Source organism: Anabaena sphaerica FACHB-251, assembly GCF_014696825.1.
Lineage (GTDB): Bacteria > Cyanobacteriota > Cyanobacteriia > Cyanobacteriales > Nostocaceae > RDYJ01.
The window spans coordinates 96,294-114,105 of record NZ_JACJQU010000002.1 but is presented as its reverse complement, the minus strand read 5'-3'; the positions used below and the strand labels follow the sequence as shown (position 1 = coordinate 114,105).

The following is a 17,812-nucleotide window of genomic DNA, read 5'->3' as shown; positions in this document are numbered from 1 at the left end:
TTGGGTTAACGTTGCACCGTATTCTCTGACTGGTTAAATAATAAATCCCCTGATTTTTCAATGTCTAGGGCTTGATTTTTAAATGCCTCTGCTTCTTGATAAGTAGGTAGGCTTTGAAAATTGTCGTTGTGGCAAGGCAAAAGGCAAGAGGGGAAAGACTTTTAGCGATTTTACATTTTGTTACATACCTTGGTTTTTTCCTACAAACTTACTTATATCCTATATTTTACATTACGAAACAGTTTTCAAACATCTTCTTAAGGACGTTTCATGGAACGCCTCTACATTTCCCTATTTTTATTCTTGCTCACAAGCCTAATTTATCTAGACTTCTTTCTGTTGCGGATACAAAAATGCTAACAATTGCTCACATTTTTGTATCGGCATAACTATACAGGAATATACTGTGCTAGAGTTTTAGTTAAAGTAGTTTTTGGGACTGCACCTACCACTGTATCAACTTGCCGACCCCCCTTAAATACCATCAACGTGGGAATGCTGCGAATACCATAATGACTGGCAACTGTGGGATTCTGATCTGTGTTCAGTTTGACAACTTTCACCTGTCCTTCATATTCAGCAGCAACTTCATCGACAACGGGAGACAGCATTCGACAAGGGCCACACCAAGGGGCCCAAAAATCTACTAAGACGGGAGTTTCACTCTCCAAAACTTCTTGTTTGAATGTGGCTTCTGTGACATTGGTAATAGTCATAGTTGTCCTCCTGATTGGATTCAGTAATTCGATATGATGGAATCACCCTGAAAGCCAGAAATTTTTTTATGCTCAAGCTAACTAATCTCCATACTGTCATCTGAGCGCAGATTCAGATTAATGCTTGTGAGCTAGAGTGAGCAATAATCAACAGCTTAAATATTTAGTTATTTAGCGATTTTACCCCAGAAACCGGTTGTTTCTAGATTGGAATAGTTTAAATCATTATTACAATACTTGCGTATCTAGATAAAGTCTTATTACCTAAGAGTTAAAATAAAACAGAAAAATCATGAGAGGGATTTATGATGAGCGATCGCGACTATACACTAATTATCGATAAAAGCGGCAGTATGTCCACTCCTGACCAAGCAGGTGGTAGAAGTAGATGGGATATAGCCCAAGAATCAACCTTAGCTTTGGCTAGAAAAGCAGAACAGTTTGACCCAGATGGCATCACAGTTTATGTATTTTCTGGGCGATTTAAACGTTACGAAAATGTAACCTCCGCCAAAGTCGCCCAGATATTCCAAGAAAATGACCCTGCTGGTACAACAAACTTAGCAGGTGTACTCAACAATGCACTTGATAATTATTTTCAGCGTAAAGCTTCAGGTCAAACTAAGCCCAACGGAGAAACAATTTTAGTTGTGACTGATGGTGAACCTGATGATCGCAAAGCCGTATTTGAAGTCATCATTAACGCCACTCGGCAAATGGATCGAGATGAAGAGTTAGGAATTTCTATCATTCAAGTAGGTTCAGATGCTCAAGCCGCAAAATTTCTCAAAGCTTTAGATGAGCAGTTGCAAGGTGTCGGTGCTAAATTTGATATTTGCGACACCATAACTTTAGATGATTTAGAAGAAATGAGCCTTTCAGATGTATTGATGAATGCCATCACTGACTAATCCGTGAAACTCCTAGCTTCTGATTCCTGAATTCTGATTGAACATCGAAAATACCAAATTAAATCAAATTGAATAAATCATCACTGGAGAATTATAAATGTTAGAAAATCGGGATTACACACTCATCATCGACAACAGCGCCAGTATGGCTAAACTATCTGCAAAAGGTGACAAAAGTAAATGGTCAGCCTTGCAGGAATGTACTTTTGCGTTAGCTCGTAAATGTGAAGAGTTTGACCACGATGGTATAACTGTTTATCTGTTTTCCCGAAAATTTCAACGTTTTGATCATGTTACATCCGCGAAAGTAGCCCAGATTTTTGCAGAAAATTTGCCTGCGGATACTACAAATTTGGTAGGTGTACTTCAAGACGCAATTAATAACTACTTTGCCCGCAAAGCTGTTGGTAAAACCAAGCCTAATGGGGAAATATTTTTAGTTATTACTGATGGTATACCGGATGATCGACAAGCTGTATATGAGATCATAATCAATGCTACTCACAAAATGGAACATGAAAAAGAATTGGGAATTTCCATTATTCAAGTTGGTTCAGATTCTCAAGCCACAAAATTTCTTAAAGCTGTGGATAATGAATTGCAAAGTATAGGTGCTAAATTTGATATTTGCGATACCATTACCTTAGAAGATTTAGAAGAAATGAGTCTTACAGATGTGTTGATGAATGCGATAAATGACTAATGTGTTACTAATTCATAGATAGAAAGTCACAAATGGAGAACTCAGCGATGTTAGAAAATCGTGATTACACTTTAATTATTGACAAAAGCGGTAGCATGGCTACCCCAGATCAAAAAGGTGGAAGAACTAGATGGGTGACAGCACAAGAATCTACCTTTGCTTTAGCTAGTAAATGTGAACAATTTGACCCAGATGGGATAACTGTTTATTTATTTTCTGGGAGATTTAAACGTTATGAAAATGTCACATCTAGCAAAGTAGCGCAAATTTTTCGGGAAAATGATCCATCAGGTACAACTGATTTAGCAGGTGTATTAAAACACGCAACTGATGATTATTTTCAACGCAAATCGAGTAATCAAATTAAGCCAAATGGAGAAATAATTTTAGTTGTGACTGATGGTGAACCAGATGATCGTAAAGCAGTCATGAAGGTAATTATAGAAGCGTCCCGTCAGCTTGATAGGGATGAAGAATTAGCTATTTCCTTTGTTCAAGTTGGTGCTGATCCCCAAGCTACGCGCTTTCTGAAAGTCTTAGATGATGAACTGCAAACTGCTGGAGCAAAATTTGATATCTGTGACACAGTTACAATGGATGATATGGAAGATATGAGTTTATCGGAAGTGCTACTAAATGCGATTAATGACTAGCGATACGCATAATTAGGACTGACTATCATGGATACCATTGATAACCTATTAGCTGAAATTCAGGCTGAGTACACAGAAACAAAACACCAACCCCAGCAACAACAGCCAACAGTGGCTACAGCTGAATCTTTTATTGCTTCTCCTTGTAAGTCAGATGCTTTAATAAATAACTTGTTAGCAGAAGTTAAAGCGGATTTTTTGGAAAGAGAAGCTGCTGAAGAATTGAAAAAACAGCAAGAATTAGAACAAGAAAAAATTCGTCAAGCACAACTCAAAGCCCAACAAATAGAAACTTTGAAAAAACAAGCTCAAGCATGGTTATCTAAATTAGATCCCTTCTCACCTGAAGGACTTTGGTTTGAAAGGTTTGCTGAAGCATACCCATCAAAATTAGATGCTGCCATTGAGTATTTACAAAACAATTAGTAGTATAGCAGAAGGCAAGAGGCAATCTTGCTCTCATGCAAGAGTAAAACCCTTGTTATGCTTTGGTTTCAAGGACTAATCATGTCCTAATTATCCTGGCTACAGCTATAATACCCTGATCCCCGACTTCTTAGAGTAGTCCGGGATCTTATTTATTTTCCATGGTTTTTTACCAATTATGAATTTTAATGATGATTAACGTGAGATAAATGCTGAATCGCCCATTCGTGCATTGCATAGAGAATTGGCTTGAGACTTTCTCCCAAAGGTGTGAGGGAATATTCTACCTTGGGAGGGATTTGTGCATAGATTTCTCTGTGTACAATGCCATCTTCTTCGAGTTCTCTAAGTTGCTGAGTGAGCATCTTTTGGGTAATACCGTGTAAGGCACGTTGTAACTCACCAAATCTTTTGGCTCCTGAAATTAATTCTCTAATAATTAATACCTTCCAACGTCCACCGATAATCTTGATGGTGCTTTCCACCTCACAAGTAAGCCTACTTGTGCTGTAGTTTTCTGCTTCTGCTTTCATAGTTACTTTTTGGTAAGTATAGTACTTTTAAGTGCCTACTATTCATAGTAATTGTACATAAGTTAAAGTCAATAGGGAAAACAAATCAGTTTAGTCTATTGGGTTAAATAAATAAACACTTAGACTTAAAACTGCACACTAATTTCAGAGGACAACACTATGAGCCAACCTGTAATTGCTGATAAAAAACCTGCGGTTTTAGAACTCGAAGCAGGTACTTATTACTGGTGTACCTGTGGAGAATCTAACAATCAACCTTTCTGTGATGGTGGTCATAAAGGTAGTGAATTTACACCCCAGGCATTTGAATTAACTGAAAAGAAAACAGTTGCATTGTGCCAATGTAAGTTTAGCAATAATCCTCCTTTTTGTGATGGCGTTCATATTAAACTTTAACCTGTAATCAGCATCACAAAAGACATCAGGAAGAAAAAGGAAAATATTTTTCTTCCTGGATAACACTGACGCATCAAAAATACTTGTGCAGACAGGAAGTAGGTGCAAGTAAATAGTGAAAAGCGATAACTGATAACTGACCCACACCCTCACCTGTTCACTTCACAAATCACAGGTTATCTTTAAAGTAAAAGTAATTCCAACGTGGGTGAGGTGAGTTGATGTTAATGCTACTTTTCCAAATTAATAATCAACGCTACGCCATAGCTAGTCAACAAATCGTAGAAGTTATACCCCTTGTTAACCTCACTAAGCTTCCCCATACACCTGAGTATTTTGCTGGTGTTTTTAACTACCGGGGGCGGATTATTCCCGTAATTGATCTTTGTCAGTTGATGGGTAATCAAAGTTGCGTAGAACACTTGAGTACTCGGATTATTTTAATAAATCATTGGGATAGGGATGCGACAGAGGAGTCTACACCCCATATTATGGGTTTGATGGCGCAAAGAGTTATAGAAACATTGCAAAAATCGGATATCGATTTAGTTGAGGTGGATATTCAGATAGATAAACCACCTTACTTGGGTAAAATGATTGTAGATGAGCAAGGCATGATTCAGTGTCTTCACGTAGAATACTTGTTGTCAGAGGTGCAACAAGCTTATCTTGTAGCAGAAGTTCATAGCGAATATAAATAATAATTAATGTGCCGTTTTAAAAATGATATATTCTGATGGCGAAGCTTTACTGAGAAAAAAAATTGGGTTAGATCCTAACTCAATTGGTTCTGATGCGATCGCCAGAGCCATAGAACAACGAATGTTAGAATGTAGAATCACCAATATTAATAGTTATTTAGAAATAATTCAGACTTATCCGCAAGAATGGGATGCACTAATTGACAATTTAATTATTCCAGAAACATGGTTTTTTCGGGAACGAGAATCTTTTAAATATTTGCAGCAATATGTAGTATCAGAATGGTTAACAAATCACAAAAATAGTATATTGCGGGTTTTGAGTGTACCTTGTTCCACAGGTGAAGAACCTTATTCTATAGCGATCGCTTTATTAGAAGCAGGGTTAAATCCAGCTAATTTTCACATTGATGCAATTGATATTAGCCAAAAATGTCTGCTAACTGCTCAAAGAGCAATCTACAATCAATACTCATTTCGTGGTAATCCCCTCTCCTTTCAGGAACGCTATTTTCAACGCCATGAAATAGGATACCATCTGCATGAACCAATAAAATCTAAGGTGCATTTTATGCACGGTAATCTAGCAGACCCGGATTTTTTGATAGGAATGCCAACTTATGATATTGTATTTTGCCGTAACCTGTTAATCTACTTTGATATCACAACGAAAGAACGCACCATTAGAATTTTAGAACGGGTATTAACTTCAGAAGGTTTATTATTTGTCGGACACGCAGAAGCAGGCCTATTGCTGCAATCTCGCTTTGTATCAATACGTCATTCTTTAGCGTTTGCCTATCGGAAATCTGCTATTTTTCATAGTTTACTCAAACCTAAAGAACACAAAAATAGTCATAAAAATTATCGTCTAACTCACTCAATACGACCGATAATAGACAAGAATTTAACACAAAATCCTGTCAATTTAAATGTAAATAACTCACCCCAACATACTAAAGCCAATTTACTAGGAACTGCCAAATTATTAGCAGATCAAGGCCACTTACCAGAAGCGATTCAACTATGTAACGACTATATTAAACAAAATAAGGTTAGCGTAGAAGGTTATGTTCTGCTAGGGCAACTACAGCAAGCAATGGGAAATAATCAAGAGTCTTTACAGTCCTTCCAAAAAGCAATTTATCTGCAACCTACTCACCGAGAAGCCTTAACTCACTTAGCTTTACTGAAGGAAAATCAGGGAGATGTAGTGAGTGCTAATATTCTTTGGCAGCGCATCCAACGGCTTCAGAATTGATATTAATTAATATCAATTTTATATAGCAATTCTAAATGAAACGTGAACAAACTCAATACCCAGCCTTCATAAATAAGTATGGCTACATCACGCAAGCTATCAGAACTCAAATAGGACGGCTATAGTTTGAATATGGTAATACTCATGTTAGGCTATTTCATTAAGTTGAAACAATGAGTATGGGGTTTTTGTATATACGGCAGGGAACAGAGAATAGGTAATAGGGAATAAGGTTGAAAGTCTATATTTCTGAAAAATGGTGAAAACCTACTAAAAATATGCAACAAGGACTGAAAATTAATCAATTTGTACTCGGTGGTTGTGGAGTAATAGTTGTATTAACCTTTGTTACCAGCTTGGTTGCCCAATCAACGAATGAAAAAATCAGAGCCGCTAACAATCTGGTAAATAATACCTATGAAACTAAGGCGGACTTAAAAGGGCTAGAAAAAATTTTACTTGATGCTGAAACTGGGAAACGTGGATTTGTAATTACAAAAAAAGATGAATATTTAGAGCCTTTTGAAGAAGCTAAATTAAAACTAAATCCTGCATTTAATGAATTAAAAGAACAAATATCCTTAGATCGAGATAAAATCAGAAGAATTGAAATTATTCAAAACTTGTCTACCAATAAAATTCAAGAATTGGAAGAAGCAATCGCTTTAAAGAGAAACGGTAAAGAAAAAGAATTATTAGAGTTAGTTCTTACTAATAGAGGTAAAAAAATAATGGATGAAATCAGGCTTAATATTGATTATTTATTACAAGTAGAAGACAAAAAAATAGAAGAACAAAAAAAGCAACTTTTAGAAATTCAACAATTTTCTAAATTAGTCACTTGGGGAAATTTTTTCTGTATTGTGATCACAGTTATAATAGTTTCACTAGCTACTATTTTAATTCCGGGTCGTGCTTTGAGTCGTTCCTTGCAAAATGCTTTCACTTTAGCAGATAAAGTTTCGGCTGGTGATTTGACAGTCAATGTAGACAGTAACTCCACAGATATAATCGGCAAGTTAATGACTACGCTCACAAATATGGCACAAAATTTAAGTAAACTGATACAACAAGTACAACAATCAGGCATACAAGTAACCTCATCAGCTACCCAAATAGCAGCATCAGGAAAACAACTAGAAACAAGTATTACAGAACAAGTAGCCTCAACAAATCAAGTCACAGTAGCAGCTAAAGAAATATCAGCCACCTCCAAAGAATTAGTCAAAACAGTAGAAGAAGTAGCCGCCCTATCCCAAGCCACAACAGTAGCAGCAAGTGATAGTCAAAAAGACTTATTACAAATGGAAACAACCATGAGACAACTGGTAGAAGCAACAAATTCTATCGCAGCCAGATTGGGAGTAATAAGTGAAAAAGCCAATAATATTAATAATATAGTTGTCACAATTACGAAGGTGGCAGATCAAACGAATTTACTGTCATTAAATGCAGCCATAGAAGCCGAAAAAGCAGGGGAATATGGTTTAGGTTTTGCAGTGGTAGCCAGAGAAATTAGGCGGTTAGCAGATCAAACAGCAGTAGCAACAATAGATATTGAACAAATGGTCAAACAAATGCAATCATCCGTTTCTACAGGTGTGATGGAAATGGATAAATTTGCAGCAGAAGTAGGAAAAAGTGTGGAAGATGTAGCTAGTATTAGTAGTCAAATTGGGCAAATTATTGAGCAAGTACAAGAGTTAACACCCAGATATGAAACAGTAAGTCAAGGTATGGAAGCACAGTCTCAAGGAGCAATACAAATTAGTGATGCTATGTCACAGTTGAGTAGTAATTCTGTGCAAACTGCTGCTTCTTTACGAGAAATTAATCAGGCTATTACTAAACTTAATCAAGTTGCTCAAGGTTTACGTCAAGAGATGAGCCGCTTTAAAGTTCATGATAATAGGTGAAGATATTTATCTGATTTTTGAGAAACATAGATTACTAAAATACCATAAATTTAGGAAATAATTTAGATGTTCACTAACTGGAAAATCAAAGATTTAACATTATTAGGCTTCTCTGTACCAACAGTTTTGATGGTTGTGTTTAGTTTAATGGTATATGCCAATTCTCATCAAACTAGGGAAACTTTGAAGCAAGTTAATATTGCTCAAATAGCAATTGATGGAGAAAATGAAATGGTAATTGCTGGACTGAATATGCATCGTCGTCTGCAAAGATATGTTATTGATCCACAATTATATCAAGATGCTATAGGAGAATATGCAAAACATCAACAAGAGTTTCAGACAGGATTGGAAAAAGCTAAAAGTGTAGTTAAAGATAGCAAGCAGCAAGCAAGAATAGATAGAATGCTGGAATTATATAATCAATATAATTCTTTAAAAGACGATACGGTAAGGAGGGCTAGTAGTGGTACAAACAAAAATGAACTGATTAAAGTTTTTAACGATACAAGGGATCTTGTTGATGAATTCACAAAAATAAGTGATGAATTTAATCAGTATGAAAAAGAGAATTTACAAAGAAGTATTACGGCAACACAATCTTCTATAGACTTGCTGACTTTAGCTGCCTTAACTGTCTCTATATTATCTTTATCTGTTGTAGTCATTGCTAATTTTTTGATTACTAAATTTTTAGGTAATAGAATTGCCAAAACGGTAGAAGCAGCAGAAAAAATCTCTTCGGGAGATTTAACTCAATCTGTGATTGAAGGTACATCAAATAGCAAAGATGAGATTGGACAACTGCTCAATGCTTTTCAAAACATGACCCATAATTTAAGTAGCCTGATACAACAAGTACAACAATCAGGCATACAAGTAACCTCATCAGCTACCCAAATAGCAGCCTCAGGGAAACAACTAGAAACAAGTATTACAGAACAAGTAGCCTCAACAAACCAAGTCACAGTAGCAGCTAAAGAAATATCAGCCACCTCCAAAGAATTAGTCAAAACAGTAGAAGAAGTAGCCGCCCTATCCCAAGCCACAACAGTAGCAGCAAGTGATAGTCAAAAAGACTTATTACAAATGGAAACAACCATGAGACAACTGGTAGAAGCAACAAATTCTATCGCAGCCAGATTGGGAGTAATAAGTGAAAAAGCCAATAATATTAATAATATAGTTGTCACAATTACGAAGGTGGCAGATCAAACGAATTTACTGTCATTAAATGCAGCCATAGAAGCCGAAAAAGCAGGGGAATATGGTTTAGGTTTTGCAGTGGTAGCCAGAGAAATTAGGCGGTTAGCAGATCAAACAGCAGTAGCAACAATAGATATTGAACAAATGGTCAAACAAATGCAATCATCCGTTTCTACAGGTGTGATGGAAATGGATAAATTTGCAGCAGAAGTAGGAAAAAGTGTGGAAGATGTGGCTGATATTAGTAGTCAAATTGGGCAAATTATTGAGCAAGTACAAGAGTTAACACCCAGATATGAAGCGGTAAGTCAAGGTATGGAAGCACAGTCTCAAGGAGCAATACAAATTAGTGATGCTATGTCACAGTTGAGTAGTAATTCTGTGCAAACTGCTGCTTCTTTACGAGAAATTAATCAGGCTATTACTAAACTTAATCAAGTTGCTCAAGGTTTACGTCAAGAGATGAGCCGTTTCAAAGTGAATAATGCTGGAGAGCAGTACGTCAGCAACAGTAATAAATTGATGGGAGAGAATTAATCATGAATTCCATAACTGAGCTATCAAATGTAGAAAGTTGCTGGAATGTGATTGGGATTGCAGGCGATGCCTTCGGCAAGCCTAGCTATCGCACCTGTCCAGAATTATCCCATTTTATCCACTGCCGTAATTGTCCCGTTTACTCTTCTGCTGGACGCAACTTACTAGATCGTTCCATCCCAGAAAACTATCAGAATGAATGGACTCAGTTTTTCTCAAAGACAAAAGTAGAGGGAAAAAATAAGCTAGTAAATTTCCAACCAGAATCTGAAACCTTAACCACAACACAAACCCTGACAGTAGCTATTTTCCGTTTACAAAAAGAATGGCTGGCACTGTCGGCGCAAGTCTTAAAAGAAACCATATCACCCACTTTAATTCACACCATACCCCATCGCAGCAACGAAATATTAAAAGGATTGGTGAATATCCGAGGAGAACTGCAATTGTGTATTTCTTTGAGCAACTTATTACATTTGGAAACTGTCCAAACCCTACCGGAAGCCTTAAGTCCTATAGTCTATTCACGCATGATAGTAATTGAAAAAGGGGGTAACACCTGGGTATTTCCTGTAGATGAATTTTATGGGTTATACCGATTTCATGACGATGAATTAAGAGATCCTCCAAACAGTGCGACATCAGCAATTAACACCTACACAAAAGGATTTTTTCACTGGGAATCACGCAGCCTGAGCTACATAGATGATGAATTATTATTCATGTCCTTAAGGAGAAAGTTACTGTCATGAGACAAGAGTCAGATTTCAGTCATCTTTCCTTATTGGACTTATTCAGCATGGAGGTAAAAGCCCAGGGTACAGTGTTGAATGACTCACTGTTAGCACTGGAAACCAAGCCCAACCCCATAGAAGAACTAGCAGCTTTAATGCGTGCAGCCCACTCAATCAAGGGAGCAGCGCGGATTGTGCAGATTGATCCAGCTGTCACCCTAGCCCATACAATGGAAGACTGCTTTGTAGCTGCTCAGTCAGGAACAATAACCTTAACTGCGGCTGATGTCGATGTCTTGCTACAAGCAGTAGATATGCTGTTACAGATGGCTGAAGCTTGTGTTAGCAACCCAGAACCCGAATTTAACGATGGTAGTATCCAAGATTTGGTGAGTGCGATCGCTAATATCATTAAATCCCCAGTAAGTGCAGGGGAGCAGGGTAGCAGGGGAGCAGAGGAGCAGAGGAGCAGAGGGGAAGTAGGGGGAGTAGGGGAGAAAGAAGAATTAATACCCTTAGCCTCTTATACAGTCCCCAATCCCCAATCCCCAATCCCCAATCCCCAATCCCCAATCCCCAATCCCCAATCCCCAGTCCCCAGTCCCCAATCCCCAGACATCTTACAACAACGAGTGGTGCGAGTGAGTGCAGATAACCTCAATCGTTTAATGGGTTTAGCAGGGGAATCCTTAGTTGAAGCCAAATGGTTAGAGACATTTGCTGACTCGTTGCTGAAGCTAAAAGCAAATCAAGTCCAGTTATCCAGCCTATTGGATGGATTACAGAAGTTATGGGGTAATGCTGAAGTTGAGCATCAGCGTCATGGAAACAGGCAAATAGAAGAGCAAATGAGCAATGCTCGGCAAACAGCCAATGAATGTCGCCAGCTATTGAGCGATCGCCATAACGAACTAGAATTATTTTGCCAGCGTTTCTCCCACCTGGGAGATCGTCTATATCGTCAAGTCATCGCTACTCACGCCACACCCTTTGCTGAGAGGGGACAAAGTTTTCCGCGCATGGTGCGAGACTTAGCCAGAGAATTAGGTAAACGGGTAAATCTAGAAATCATCGGCAAATCTACCCTTGTAGATCGGGACATCCTAGAACGGCTAGAGGCTCCTTTATTGCATATCTTGCGAAACGCCATAGATCATGGGATTGAAACACCACAAGAACGTCTTGCAGTCGGTAAACCCGAAGAGGGAACAATTCGGATTGAAGTCTTCCATCGAGCCGGAATGTTATTAATTACCGTCTCCGATGATGGAAGGGGAATAGATATCGAAGTTTTGCGTCAAGAGGTCATCAATAAAAACCATATTAATCCCGAAATTGCCACCCAACTCAACGAAACTGAGTTAATGGAATTCCTATTTTTACCAAGTTTTTCCACAGCCAAAACTGTCACCGAGATTTCTGGTAGGGGTGTGGGTTTGGATGTGGTACATAGCACCGTGCGAGAAGTTGGTGGAACTGTGCGGGCGGCTTCCCAATTGGGTAAAGGAATGACGTTATACTTGCAAATGCCCCTCACTTTGTCAGTTCTGCGTACCTTATTGGTAGAAATAGCTCACGAACCTTATGCTTTTGGACTAGCACGAATTGAACGGTTGATGATGTTGCCTAAATCAGAAATTATTGTTTCAGAAAATCAGCCGTTTTTTATGCTCAACGATCAACCAGTAGGCTTGATCTCGGCTCATCAAGTTCTAGAATTACCATCACACAATATCAACAAAGAATTCCTGTCAGTTGTTGTCATCAGCGATGGGGTAACACGCATCACTGGCAGTAATCGCCTCAACTATTATGGCTTGGTTGTAGATCGCTTTCTCGGTGAGTGTAGTTTAGTAGTCCGCCCCCTAGATTCCCGACTGGGGAAAGTACCTAACATGAGTGCTGGTGCTTTGATGGATGATGGTTCTCCAGTGTTAATTGTCGATGTCGAGGATCTTGTCCGTTCTATTACTAAAATTATCGCTAGTGGGCAACTTAGTCAGGTCAATCAGTCAACTCATCAAGCAGTGATCAAAACCTACAAACGGATTTTGGTTGTTGATGATTCCATTACTGTCCGAGAAATGGAACGCAAATTGTTAGAAAATAATGGTTATAAAGTAGATGTAGCTGTCAATGGCATGGATGGATGGAATGCAGTCCGCAGTGGTGATTATGACTTAGTGGTAACGGATATTGATATGCCCCGGATGAATGGTTTTGAACTCACCACCCAAATTAGAGCTAATGCCAAATTGAAAAATTTACCTGTGATTATTGTTTCTTATAAAGACAGAGAAGAAGACCGGATTCAAGGCTTAGAAGCAGGAGCAAACTATTATTTAACTAAAAGCAGTTTTCATGATAGTACCTTATTAAAAGCTGTGATTGATGTTATTGGTGAGGGGTAATAATTTTAGATTTTGGATTTTGAATTTTGTGATTACTCAATTATTTCCTCATATTGATTAGTATCTTCTGTTTCCAATTGTTTGATTTCTGCTAACACTTGTGTTAAAGTTTTTTCATCTAACCATTGATGACGTTCTTTAGTATAGTCTCCACTACCAGGACTGAAATATTGAATAAACCGAATAGTATCGGTAATTCCTAGAGAGTTAATTAAGGCATTAAAGCCTTGTTTGATAATTTCATTTTGGGTTTTCATCATTGCTTTCCTCTGTTTGTATTACTTCTGTCAACCATTGCACAGGGTTATTAATTTTGACGCTAATTAATGGAGAATTTGTTTGTGCTTTTTTCAAAAGTCTATCATCTGTAGTTAGAAATACATCAGCCTGACTTCTTTCTGCACTGGCAATATGAGTAGCATCATAACTAGAAAATCCTAATTTTTGGAGTTCGGCGGATCTGTTTTCAATAAAAGAGCTATTAATAACTTTTATTTTAGCAATGGAGAGTAATTTTTTCACATTTTGTAGTCTATCTATGTCAGGTGTTTGGTTTAATTCGGAAATTAAAGCACTACTATTAATTAGTTTCCACATTCCTGATTGACATTGATTTATAATAGTCATAATTGCTTGTGCTTCTAGGTAAATGCGGGATTGTGTTTGATCATCAAAGGGACGATTTAAACAACAAGCATCTAAATATATTCTATATTGTTTGCTCATGGTTGTGTTCATCTCTAATATTAAAATAGTGAAAAAGATTAGCAACGGTTAAATCTGATGCTAGTTGTAAATTAGAAGTAACTAATGTTCTATATCCAGAATTTGCAGCTTGTTGACTGACATAATTTTCATACTCCCGGCGTAATTCTGGCGCAAACATAAATAATAATTGATCACGTAAGGAATAAAAATGAGATTTTTTGGCTATATTTTCATAGCTGATTTGTTCTGGTGGTATTTCTGAATTAGTGATAGTTTGGGTAGTTTCAGAATTATTAAAATCAGCACTATTTAAAAGTTTTAATTCTGCTGGAGGTAGAGATTTTACCCAATCTACATGATTTTGCCATGATTCGATGATTACTAAATCATGATTATGAATGCGGGTAAGTTCAGGAAAGAGAAAATCAAGTTCGTCGTGGGATTCACATTGATTAATTACAGTATGGGCATCTTCACATATTTTATTTTGTAATTGTAATAGGCGATCGCTCACAGCAGAAACTTCATTTTGGACTTGATAAGTTGTAATAATTGCTTGTTCAATAGCCCAAGAGCATTCTAATCTGCGGAGTTGTCCAGCCGCACAAGTTTCTGCTAATAAATGCGGATTTGTGTAATCTGCTAAAGCCTCAAATAACATTCCTCTAGCAGCGTCAATTTCTGCATTTCTGCGGCTAATATCTTGTAATTGCATGGCTGAACGTAAACGGTTTATAGATTGCACAAATAAACCATAGGCTCTAATTAAAACTGTGCGATGTTGTTCAAATTTGATATCTTGGGCTACCTGTTCAATTAATTGTCTAATTTCTGCTCCTTGGTCTTTTAAGGCTTGTTTCAAGTCAATAAAGCCATTTTTGACCTCTAACCGCATTTGCTCAACTTCTTTCCGTAATTTCAGGGTTTGGTGTAGGTTCACTGCTGTTAATGCTACACCTGCAACTGTTCCTACACCGATGATGGCAGTTGTTGCTTGTAATACTCCCAAGCTGTTTTGGATAGTTTGTAAGCTACCCATGACTGCTGTAAAATTTTGCTGATTTTGATACATCTGTATACCAGTCATGAGAAAATTAGGAGCGGATACAAGTGGTGATAATGGATTGACAACACCAATAGCATGAGACACAAACTGACCTGTAACAGCATCTCTAGCAATGCTTAGGGGTACACCATTACTAAAGACGGGGATATATTTACCAGCTTCAATACCAGCTTGAATGAGAGATGGAAATTGATACATCATATCTTTGTAGAGCTTATTGAATCAATATGTACTTTTATAGCTTAACTGATAAATTTCAACACTAAGAACCGTGATTGTGCGGTAAATGGGTTAAATTTGATTAAATTAGGGAATAATAATTTTTACACACTCTATCCACTGGTGATTTTTATGGATACTTCACGAGTTACTTCTGAGACTGTTGATTTATTATCACGCATCACAGGACAAAAACTGAGCCAACGGGATATCACACCACAGGTATTATTTTTAGCTGCTTTAGTAACAGTGCTAATGGGAGTAATATTTGTAGATGGGACAGTTTCAGAAGAAGAAAAACAACATTTACAGAAAATTTTATCTCGATTTAGTCAATCAAATAGTGATGTACAGAAATTAACAAACTTGATGATTAAAGGAGTTAAAGAAAATCAAACTTATAAAAAAATTCAGGATTTGTTAAAGTTAACATTGCCACTTTCCGAATCAGAAAAAATATTATTAATTGGTTTTGGTTATGAAATGTCAGCCGCAGATGGTGAAATTGATTTACGGGAAAAGCAATATTTAGAAATAGTTGCTAAAAATCTGGGTGTTAAATCACAATATTTACCAATTTTTGAAATTGCATTTACTCAAGAAGGAAATATTGAAGCAAATGCTTTAAATGAAGTACATTTTTTACTAGATTCTTCTCGGTTTCAAGAACTTGATACAGTCTTTGTAAAAGCTGCAAGTGATATGTTGGCAATTTTACCTGCTAAACCAGAAATTAAAACTACTCAAAAGCATACAATTTTATCTTATGATGAGTTGAAAAAGTTCCAAATCTATCGTCAGGAATTAGATAATTATTGTAACTTAGTCTCCCAAATAATTCACGAATGTAAAGATCATAGTTTCTTACCTTCTACTTTGATAGATGATATTACAGAAGTATTTAATAAAATTAAAAATCAGCGATTTAGGTTAGCTGTTATTGGTGAATTTAGTCAAGGTAAATCAACGTTATTAAATGCTTTGTTAGGCGAAGAAATTCAGCCTGTGAGAGCAGTTCCTTGTAGTGGTGCAGTGACAGTTCTCAAATATGGAACTCAAAAACGGGTAATTTGTCACTATAAAGATGGAAGAGTGGAGGAAATTGCTTTTGACCAGTATAAAGCAAAAGCAAGTATTTCTAAAGAAGCCGCAGTAGATCACCGTAGTGATGAACTAGCACAATCTGAAATTGAAGAAATTATTTTTGAACATCCTGAATTAACTTTATGTAAAAGTGGTGTAGAAATAATTGATTCCCCCGGATTAAATGAACATCCTCAAAGAACAGCAATTACTCATAAAATACTCACAAATACAGATGCAGCTATTTTCTTAACTAATGCTACCCGTCTACTTCCTGAAAAAGAAAAAGAATTACTGCATGATGTAAGATATAAGCTTAATAATAGTTCTGATAAAGAACCTGCTGAGAATCTTTTTGTATTAGTAAACTTTATGGATAACCTTGATAATGAGGAAGATGTTCAAGATATAAAACAAAGACTTGAAAATTTTGTTAAAAAAGAAAATTTAATAGTTTTAAAAGAGATAAATCGAGTACATTACATTTCAGCTAAAGCAGCATTAAAATCAATTCAAAACGGAAATAATGATGAATATTTACAATCATTTAAAGATTTTACTTTGTCTCTTGAGAAATTTCTAACTTTTGAAAGTGGAAAAGTAAAAATTCACCAATCTGTTGAACAGATAAATAGAGTCATTCACAAATCTTTAAATAGTCTATCCCAATCAGAGCAAACTTTAGAAGGTAAAATTCAAATTTCCGAAGCGCAAAAACTAGAAATTTTAGAAAAAATAGGTGAAGTAAGTGGGAGAGATGTCAGAATTCGTGTATTAGTATCTAGCGTAATAGATGAAGTGTATGAAAAAGCTAGTGAATCTTATGATGAATGGCGTGCTGAATTAGGTGATAGAATGGCGGAAAAAAGCGTATATTGGCATTCTGAACACAACCCAGTTTTTAGTCAAGATAAACTTATTAAAGATTACACAAATCAATTTATTAGGGATCTATCAAAAGAAATAGATGAATGGGGTAATAAAATACTAAAAGATATTATTCTCAAAGAAGGTATAGAATATTTAGATGCTAATATTGCTTATGAATTAGACGCGATTCAAGGTGATTTTCAACGTCTAGACCAACAAATTCAAACTAACTTTAGTCAACAAATGAAGTTATCTATTGGAGGTATAAGTGATGATTTTATGGGTTTAGGCGGAATTGGTGGAGGAATTGGAGTAGGTGGTGCGTTAGCTGCTGGATTAATCGTATTTACAGGACTTGGATTCATTGCAGTTATTGTAGCTGCTGTTGCTGCTACAATTGCTAGTTCTTTTGGTTTTGGATTACTAGATTTTGATGGACTCAGTACCCAAATAAAGCAGAAAGTTTATGACATAGGCTTTCAGAAGTTTGAAGAATCAGTAGAGAAAGTTTCAGAAAAGCTAGACGAAATTATTAATACAGTTTTTAATAGCAGAATTGAAGGATCTAGTCGAGTAATTGCAGAAGCAATTTCATTGTATGAAAATTTGATAGAGCAACAAGAAAAAGCTCACCAAGAAACTCTAGAACAACGAGAAATAGAAAAATCATTTATTAACCAAAAACGCCAAGAACTTGAACAAGTACAGAAAGAATTACAAACTATAATTAAATACTAGATCCCCGACTTCTTTTTTTATCTT

At 36.6% G+C, this 17,812-nt stretch carries 17 protein-coding genes and 1 pseudogene; 12 read left to right on the top strand and 6 right to left on the bottom strand.

The window, feature by feature from the left end:
- Positions 1–5: 5 nt before the first annotated feature.
- Together H6G06_RS27215 and trxA are read right to left on the bottom strand one after the other, a co-directional pair.
- A pseudogene (locus tag H6G06_RS27215) lies at positions 6–101 on the bottom strand (thiol:disulfide oxidoreductase); the annotation flags it as partial.
- A 288-nt stretch (positions 102–389) separates the two neighbouring features.
- On the bottom strand, positions 390–716 hold the full coding sequence (gene trxA, locus H6G06_RS04200; protein WP_190557402.1) for a thioredoxin: 327 nt from the start codon (positions 714–716) through the stop codon (positions 390–392).
- A gap of 305 nt (positions 717–1,021) precedes the next feature.
- On the opposite strand from trxA, the gene H6G06_RS04195 reads away from it, so the two are divergent.
- From H6G06_RS04195 to H6G06_RS04180, 4 genes are all read left to right on the top strand, one after another.
- On the top strand, positions 1,022–1,627 hold the full coding sequence (locus H6G06_RS04195; protein ID WP_190557401.1) for a vWA domain-containing protein: 606 nt from the start codon (positions 1,022–1,024) through the stop codon (positions 1,625–1,627).
- A gap of 97 nt (positions 1,628–1,724) precedes the next feature.
- Positions 1,725–2,330 carry a vWA domain-containing protein gene (locus H6G06_RS04190; protein ID WP_190557400.1) on the top strand — a complete coding sequence of 202 codons (606 nt, stop codon included), beginning with the start codon at positions 1,725–1,727 and terminating at the stop codon, positions 2,328–2,330.
- A 47-nt stretch (positions 2,331–2,377) separates the two neighbouring features.
- Complete coding sequence (locus tag H6G06_RS04185; protein ID WP_190557399.1) at positions 2,378–2,983, top strand: vWA domain-containing protein; 606 nt, start codon at positions 2,378–2,380, stop codon at positions 2,981–2,983.
- A gap of 27 nt (positions 2,984–3,010) precedes the next feature.
- Entirely contained in the window at positions 3,011–3,409 is a 399-nt protein-coding gene (locus H6G06_RS04180) for a salt stress protein, Slr1339 family (protein WP_190557397.1), read from the top strand.
- A 185-nt stretch (positions 3,410–3,594) separates the two neighbouring features.
- Here H6G06_RS04180 and H6G06_RS04175 read toward each other — a convergent pair whose 3' ends face one another.
- Positions 3,595–3,942, bottom strand: a complete 348-nt coding sequence (locus H6G06_RS04175; protein ID WP_190557395.1) for a winged helix-turn-helix transcriptional regulator — start codon at positions 3,940–3,942, stop codon at positions 3,595–3,597.
- A 159-nt stretch (positions 3,943–4,101) separates the two neighbouring features.
- On the opposite strand from H6G06_RS04175, the gene H6G06_RS04170 reads away from it, so the two are divergent.
- The 7 genes from H6G06_RS04170 (at position 4,102) to H6G06_RS04140 (ending at position 13,104) form a co-directional block, all read left to right on the top strand.
- The gene (locus H6G06_RS04170; protein WP_190557393.1) at positions 4,102–4,338 is read left to right on the top strand and encodes a CDGSH iron-sulfur domain-containing protein; all 237 of its coding nucleotides are present in this window, start codon (positions 4,102–4,104) and stop codon (positions 4,336–4,338) included.
- A gap of 227 nt (positions 4,339–4,565) precedes the next feature.
- Positions 4,566–5,039 (top strand): chemotaxis protein CheW, encoded by a 474-nt coding sequence (locus H6G06_RS04165; protein ID WP_242039593.1) that lies wholly within the window; start codon positions 4,566–4,568, stop codon positions 5,037–5,039.
- 22 nt (positions 5,040–5,061) lie between these two features.
- Complete coding sequence (locus H6G06_RS04160) at positions 5,062–6,300, top strand: CheR family methyltransferase (RefSeq protein WP_190557390.1); 1,239 nt, start codon at positions 5,062–5,064, stop codon at positions 6,298–6,300.
- A gap of 278 nt (positions 6,301–6,578) precedes the next feature.
- Entirely contained in the window at positions 6,579–8,216 is a 1,638-nt protein-coding gene (locus H6G06_RS04155; protein WP_190557388.1) for a methyl-accepting chemotaxis protein, read from the top strand.
- A gap of 66 nt (positions 8,217–8,282) precedes the next feature.
- Positions 8,283–9,959, top strand: a complete 1,677-nt coding sequence (locus H6G06_RS04150; protein WP_190557386.1) for a methyl-accepting chemotaxis protein — start codon at positions 8,283–8,285, stop codon at positions 9,957–9,959.
- 2 nt (positions 9,960–9,961) lie between these two features.
- The gene (locus H6G06_RS04145; RefSeq protein ID WP_190557384.1) at positions 9,962–10,711 is read left to right on the top strand and encodes a chemotaxis protein CheW; all 750 of its coding nucleotides are present in this window, start codon (positions 9,962–9,964) and stop codon (positions 10,709–10,711) included.
- Complete coding sequence (locus H6G06_RS04140) at positions 10,708–13,104, top strand: hybrid sensor histidine kinase/response regulator (RefSeq protein ID WP_190557382.1); 2,397 nt, start codon at positions 10,708–10,710, stop codon at positions 13,102–13,104. The genes H6G06_RS04145 and H6G06_RS04140 overlap by 4 nt, the downstream gene beginning before the upstream one ends.
- Before the next feature lie 32 nt (positions 13,105–13,136).
- Here the strand turns inward: H6G06_RS04140 and H6G06_RS04135 are convergent, their stop codons facing one another.
- From H6G06_RS04135 to H6G06_RS04125, 3 genes are read right to left on the bottom strand one after another with little or no spacing between them, the layout of a single operon-like run.
- Positions 13,137–13,364 carry a hypothetical protein gene (locus H6G06_RS04135; protein ID WP_422387042.1) on the bottom strand — a complete coding sequence of 76 codons (228 nt, stop codon included), beginning with the start codon at positions 13,362–13,364 and terminating at the stop codon, positions 13,137–13,139.
- Entirely contained in the window at positions 13,345–13,842 is a 498-nt protein-coding gene (locus H6G06_RS04130) for a PIN domain-containing protein (protein WP_242039592.1), read from the bottom strand. The genes H6G06_RS04135 and H6G06_RS04130 overlap by 20 nt, the downstream gene beginning before the upstream one ends.
- Positions 13,814–15,079 carry a hypothetical protein gene (locus tag H6G06_RS04125; protein WP_190557380.1) on the bottom strand — a complete coding sequence of 422 codons (1,266 nt, stop codon included), beginning with the start codon at positions 15,077–15,079 and terminating at the stop codon, positions 13,814–13,816. Before H6G06_RS04125 ends, H6G06_RS04130 begins: the two co-directional genes overlap by 29 nt.
- A gap of 150 nt (positions 15,080–15,229) precedes the next feature.
- On the opposite strand from H6G06_RS04125, the gene H6G06_RS04120 reads away from it, so the two are divergent.
- On the top strand, positions 15,230–17,788 hold the full coding sequence (locus tag H6G06_RS04120; protein WP_190557378.1) for a dynamin family protein: 2,559 nt from the start codon (positions 15,230–15,232) through the stop codon (positions 17,786–17,788).
- Positions 17,789–17,812 lie beyond the last annotated feature (24 nt).

Coding starts and splice junctions, on each gene's coding strand:
- trxA (WP_190557402.1), bottom strand. CDS start 716: ATGACTATTACCAATGTCACAGAAGCCACATTCAAACAAGAAGTTTTG.
- H6G06_RS04195 (WP_190557401.1), top strand. CDS start 1,022: ATGATGAGCGATCGCGACTATACACTAATTATCGATAAAAGCGGCAGT.
- H6G06_RS04190 (WP_190557400.1), top strand. CDS start 1,725: ATGTTAGAAAATCGGGATTACACACTCATCATCGACAACAGCGCCAGT.
- H6G06_RS04185 (WP_190557399.1), top strand. CDS start 2,378: ATGTTAGAAAATCGTGATTACACTTTAATTATTGACAAAAGCGGTAGC.
- H6G06_RS04180 (WP_190557397.1), top strand. CDS start 3,011: ATGGATACCATTGATAACCTATTAGCTGAAATTCAGGCTGAGTACACA.
- H6G06_RS04175 (WP_190557395.1), bottom strand. CDS start 3,942: ATGAAAGCAGAAGCAGAAAACTACAGCACAAGTAGGCTTACTTGTGAG.
- H6G06_RS04170 (WP_190557393.1), top strand. CDS start 4,102: ATGAGCCAACCTGTAATTGCTGATAAAAAACCTGCGGTTTTAGAACTC.
- H6G06_RS04165 (WP_242039593.1), top strand. CDS start 4,566: ATGCTACTTTTCCAAATTAATAATCAACGCTACGCCATAGCTAGTCAA.
- H6G06_RS04160 (WP_190557390.1), top strand. CDS start 5,062: ATGATATATTCTGATGGCGAAGCTTTACTGAGAAAAAAAATTGGGTTA.
- H6G06_RS04155 (WP_190557388.1), top strand. CDS start 6,579: ATGCAACAAGGACTGAAAATTAATCAATTTGTACTCGGTGGTTGTGGA.
- H6G06_RS04150 (WP_190557386.1), top strand. CDS start 8,283: ATGTTCACTAACTGGAAAATCAAAGATTTAACATTATTAGGCTTCTCT.
- H6G06_RS04145 (WP_190557384.1), top strand. CDS start 9,962: ATGAATTCCATAACTGAGCTATCAAATGTAGAAAGTTGCTGGAATGTG.
- H6G06_RS04140 (WP_190557382.1), top strand. CDS start 10,708: ATGAGACAAGAGTCAGATTTCAGTCATCTTTCCTTATTGGACTTATTC.
- H6G06_RS04135 (WP_422387042.1), bottom strand. CDS start 13,364: ATGATGAAAACCCAAAATGAAATTATCAAACAAGGCTTTAATGCCTTA.
- H6G06_RS04130 (WP_242039592.1), bottom strand. CDS start 13,842: ATGAACACAACCATGAGCAAACAATATAGAATATATTTAGATGCTTGT.
- H6G06_RS04125 (WP_190557380.1), bottom strand. CDS start 15,079: ATGATGTATCAATTTCCATCTCTCATTCAAGCTGGTATTGAAGCTGGT.
- H6G06_RS04120 (WP_190557378.1), top strand. CDS start 15,230: ATGGATACTTCACGAGTTACTTCTGAGACTGTTGATTTATTATCACGC.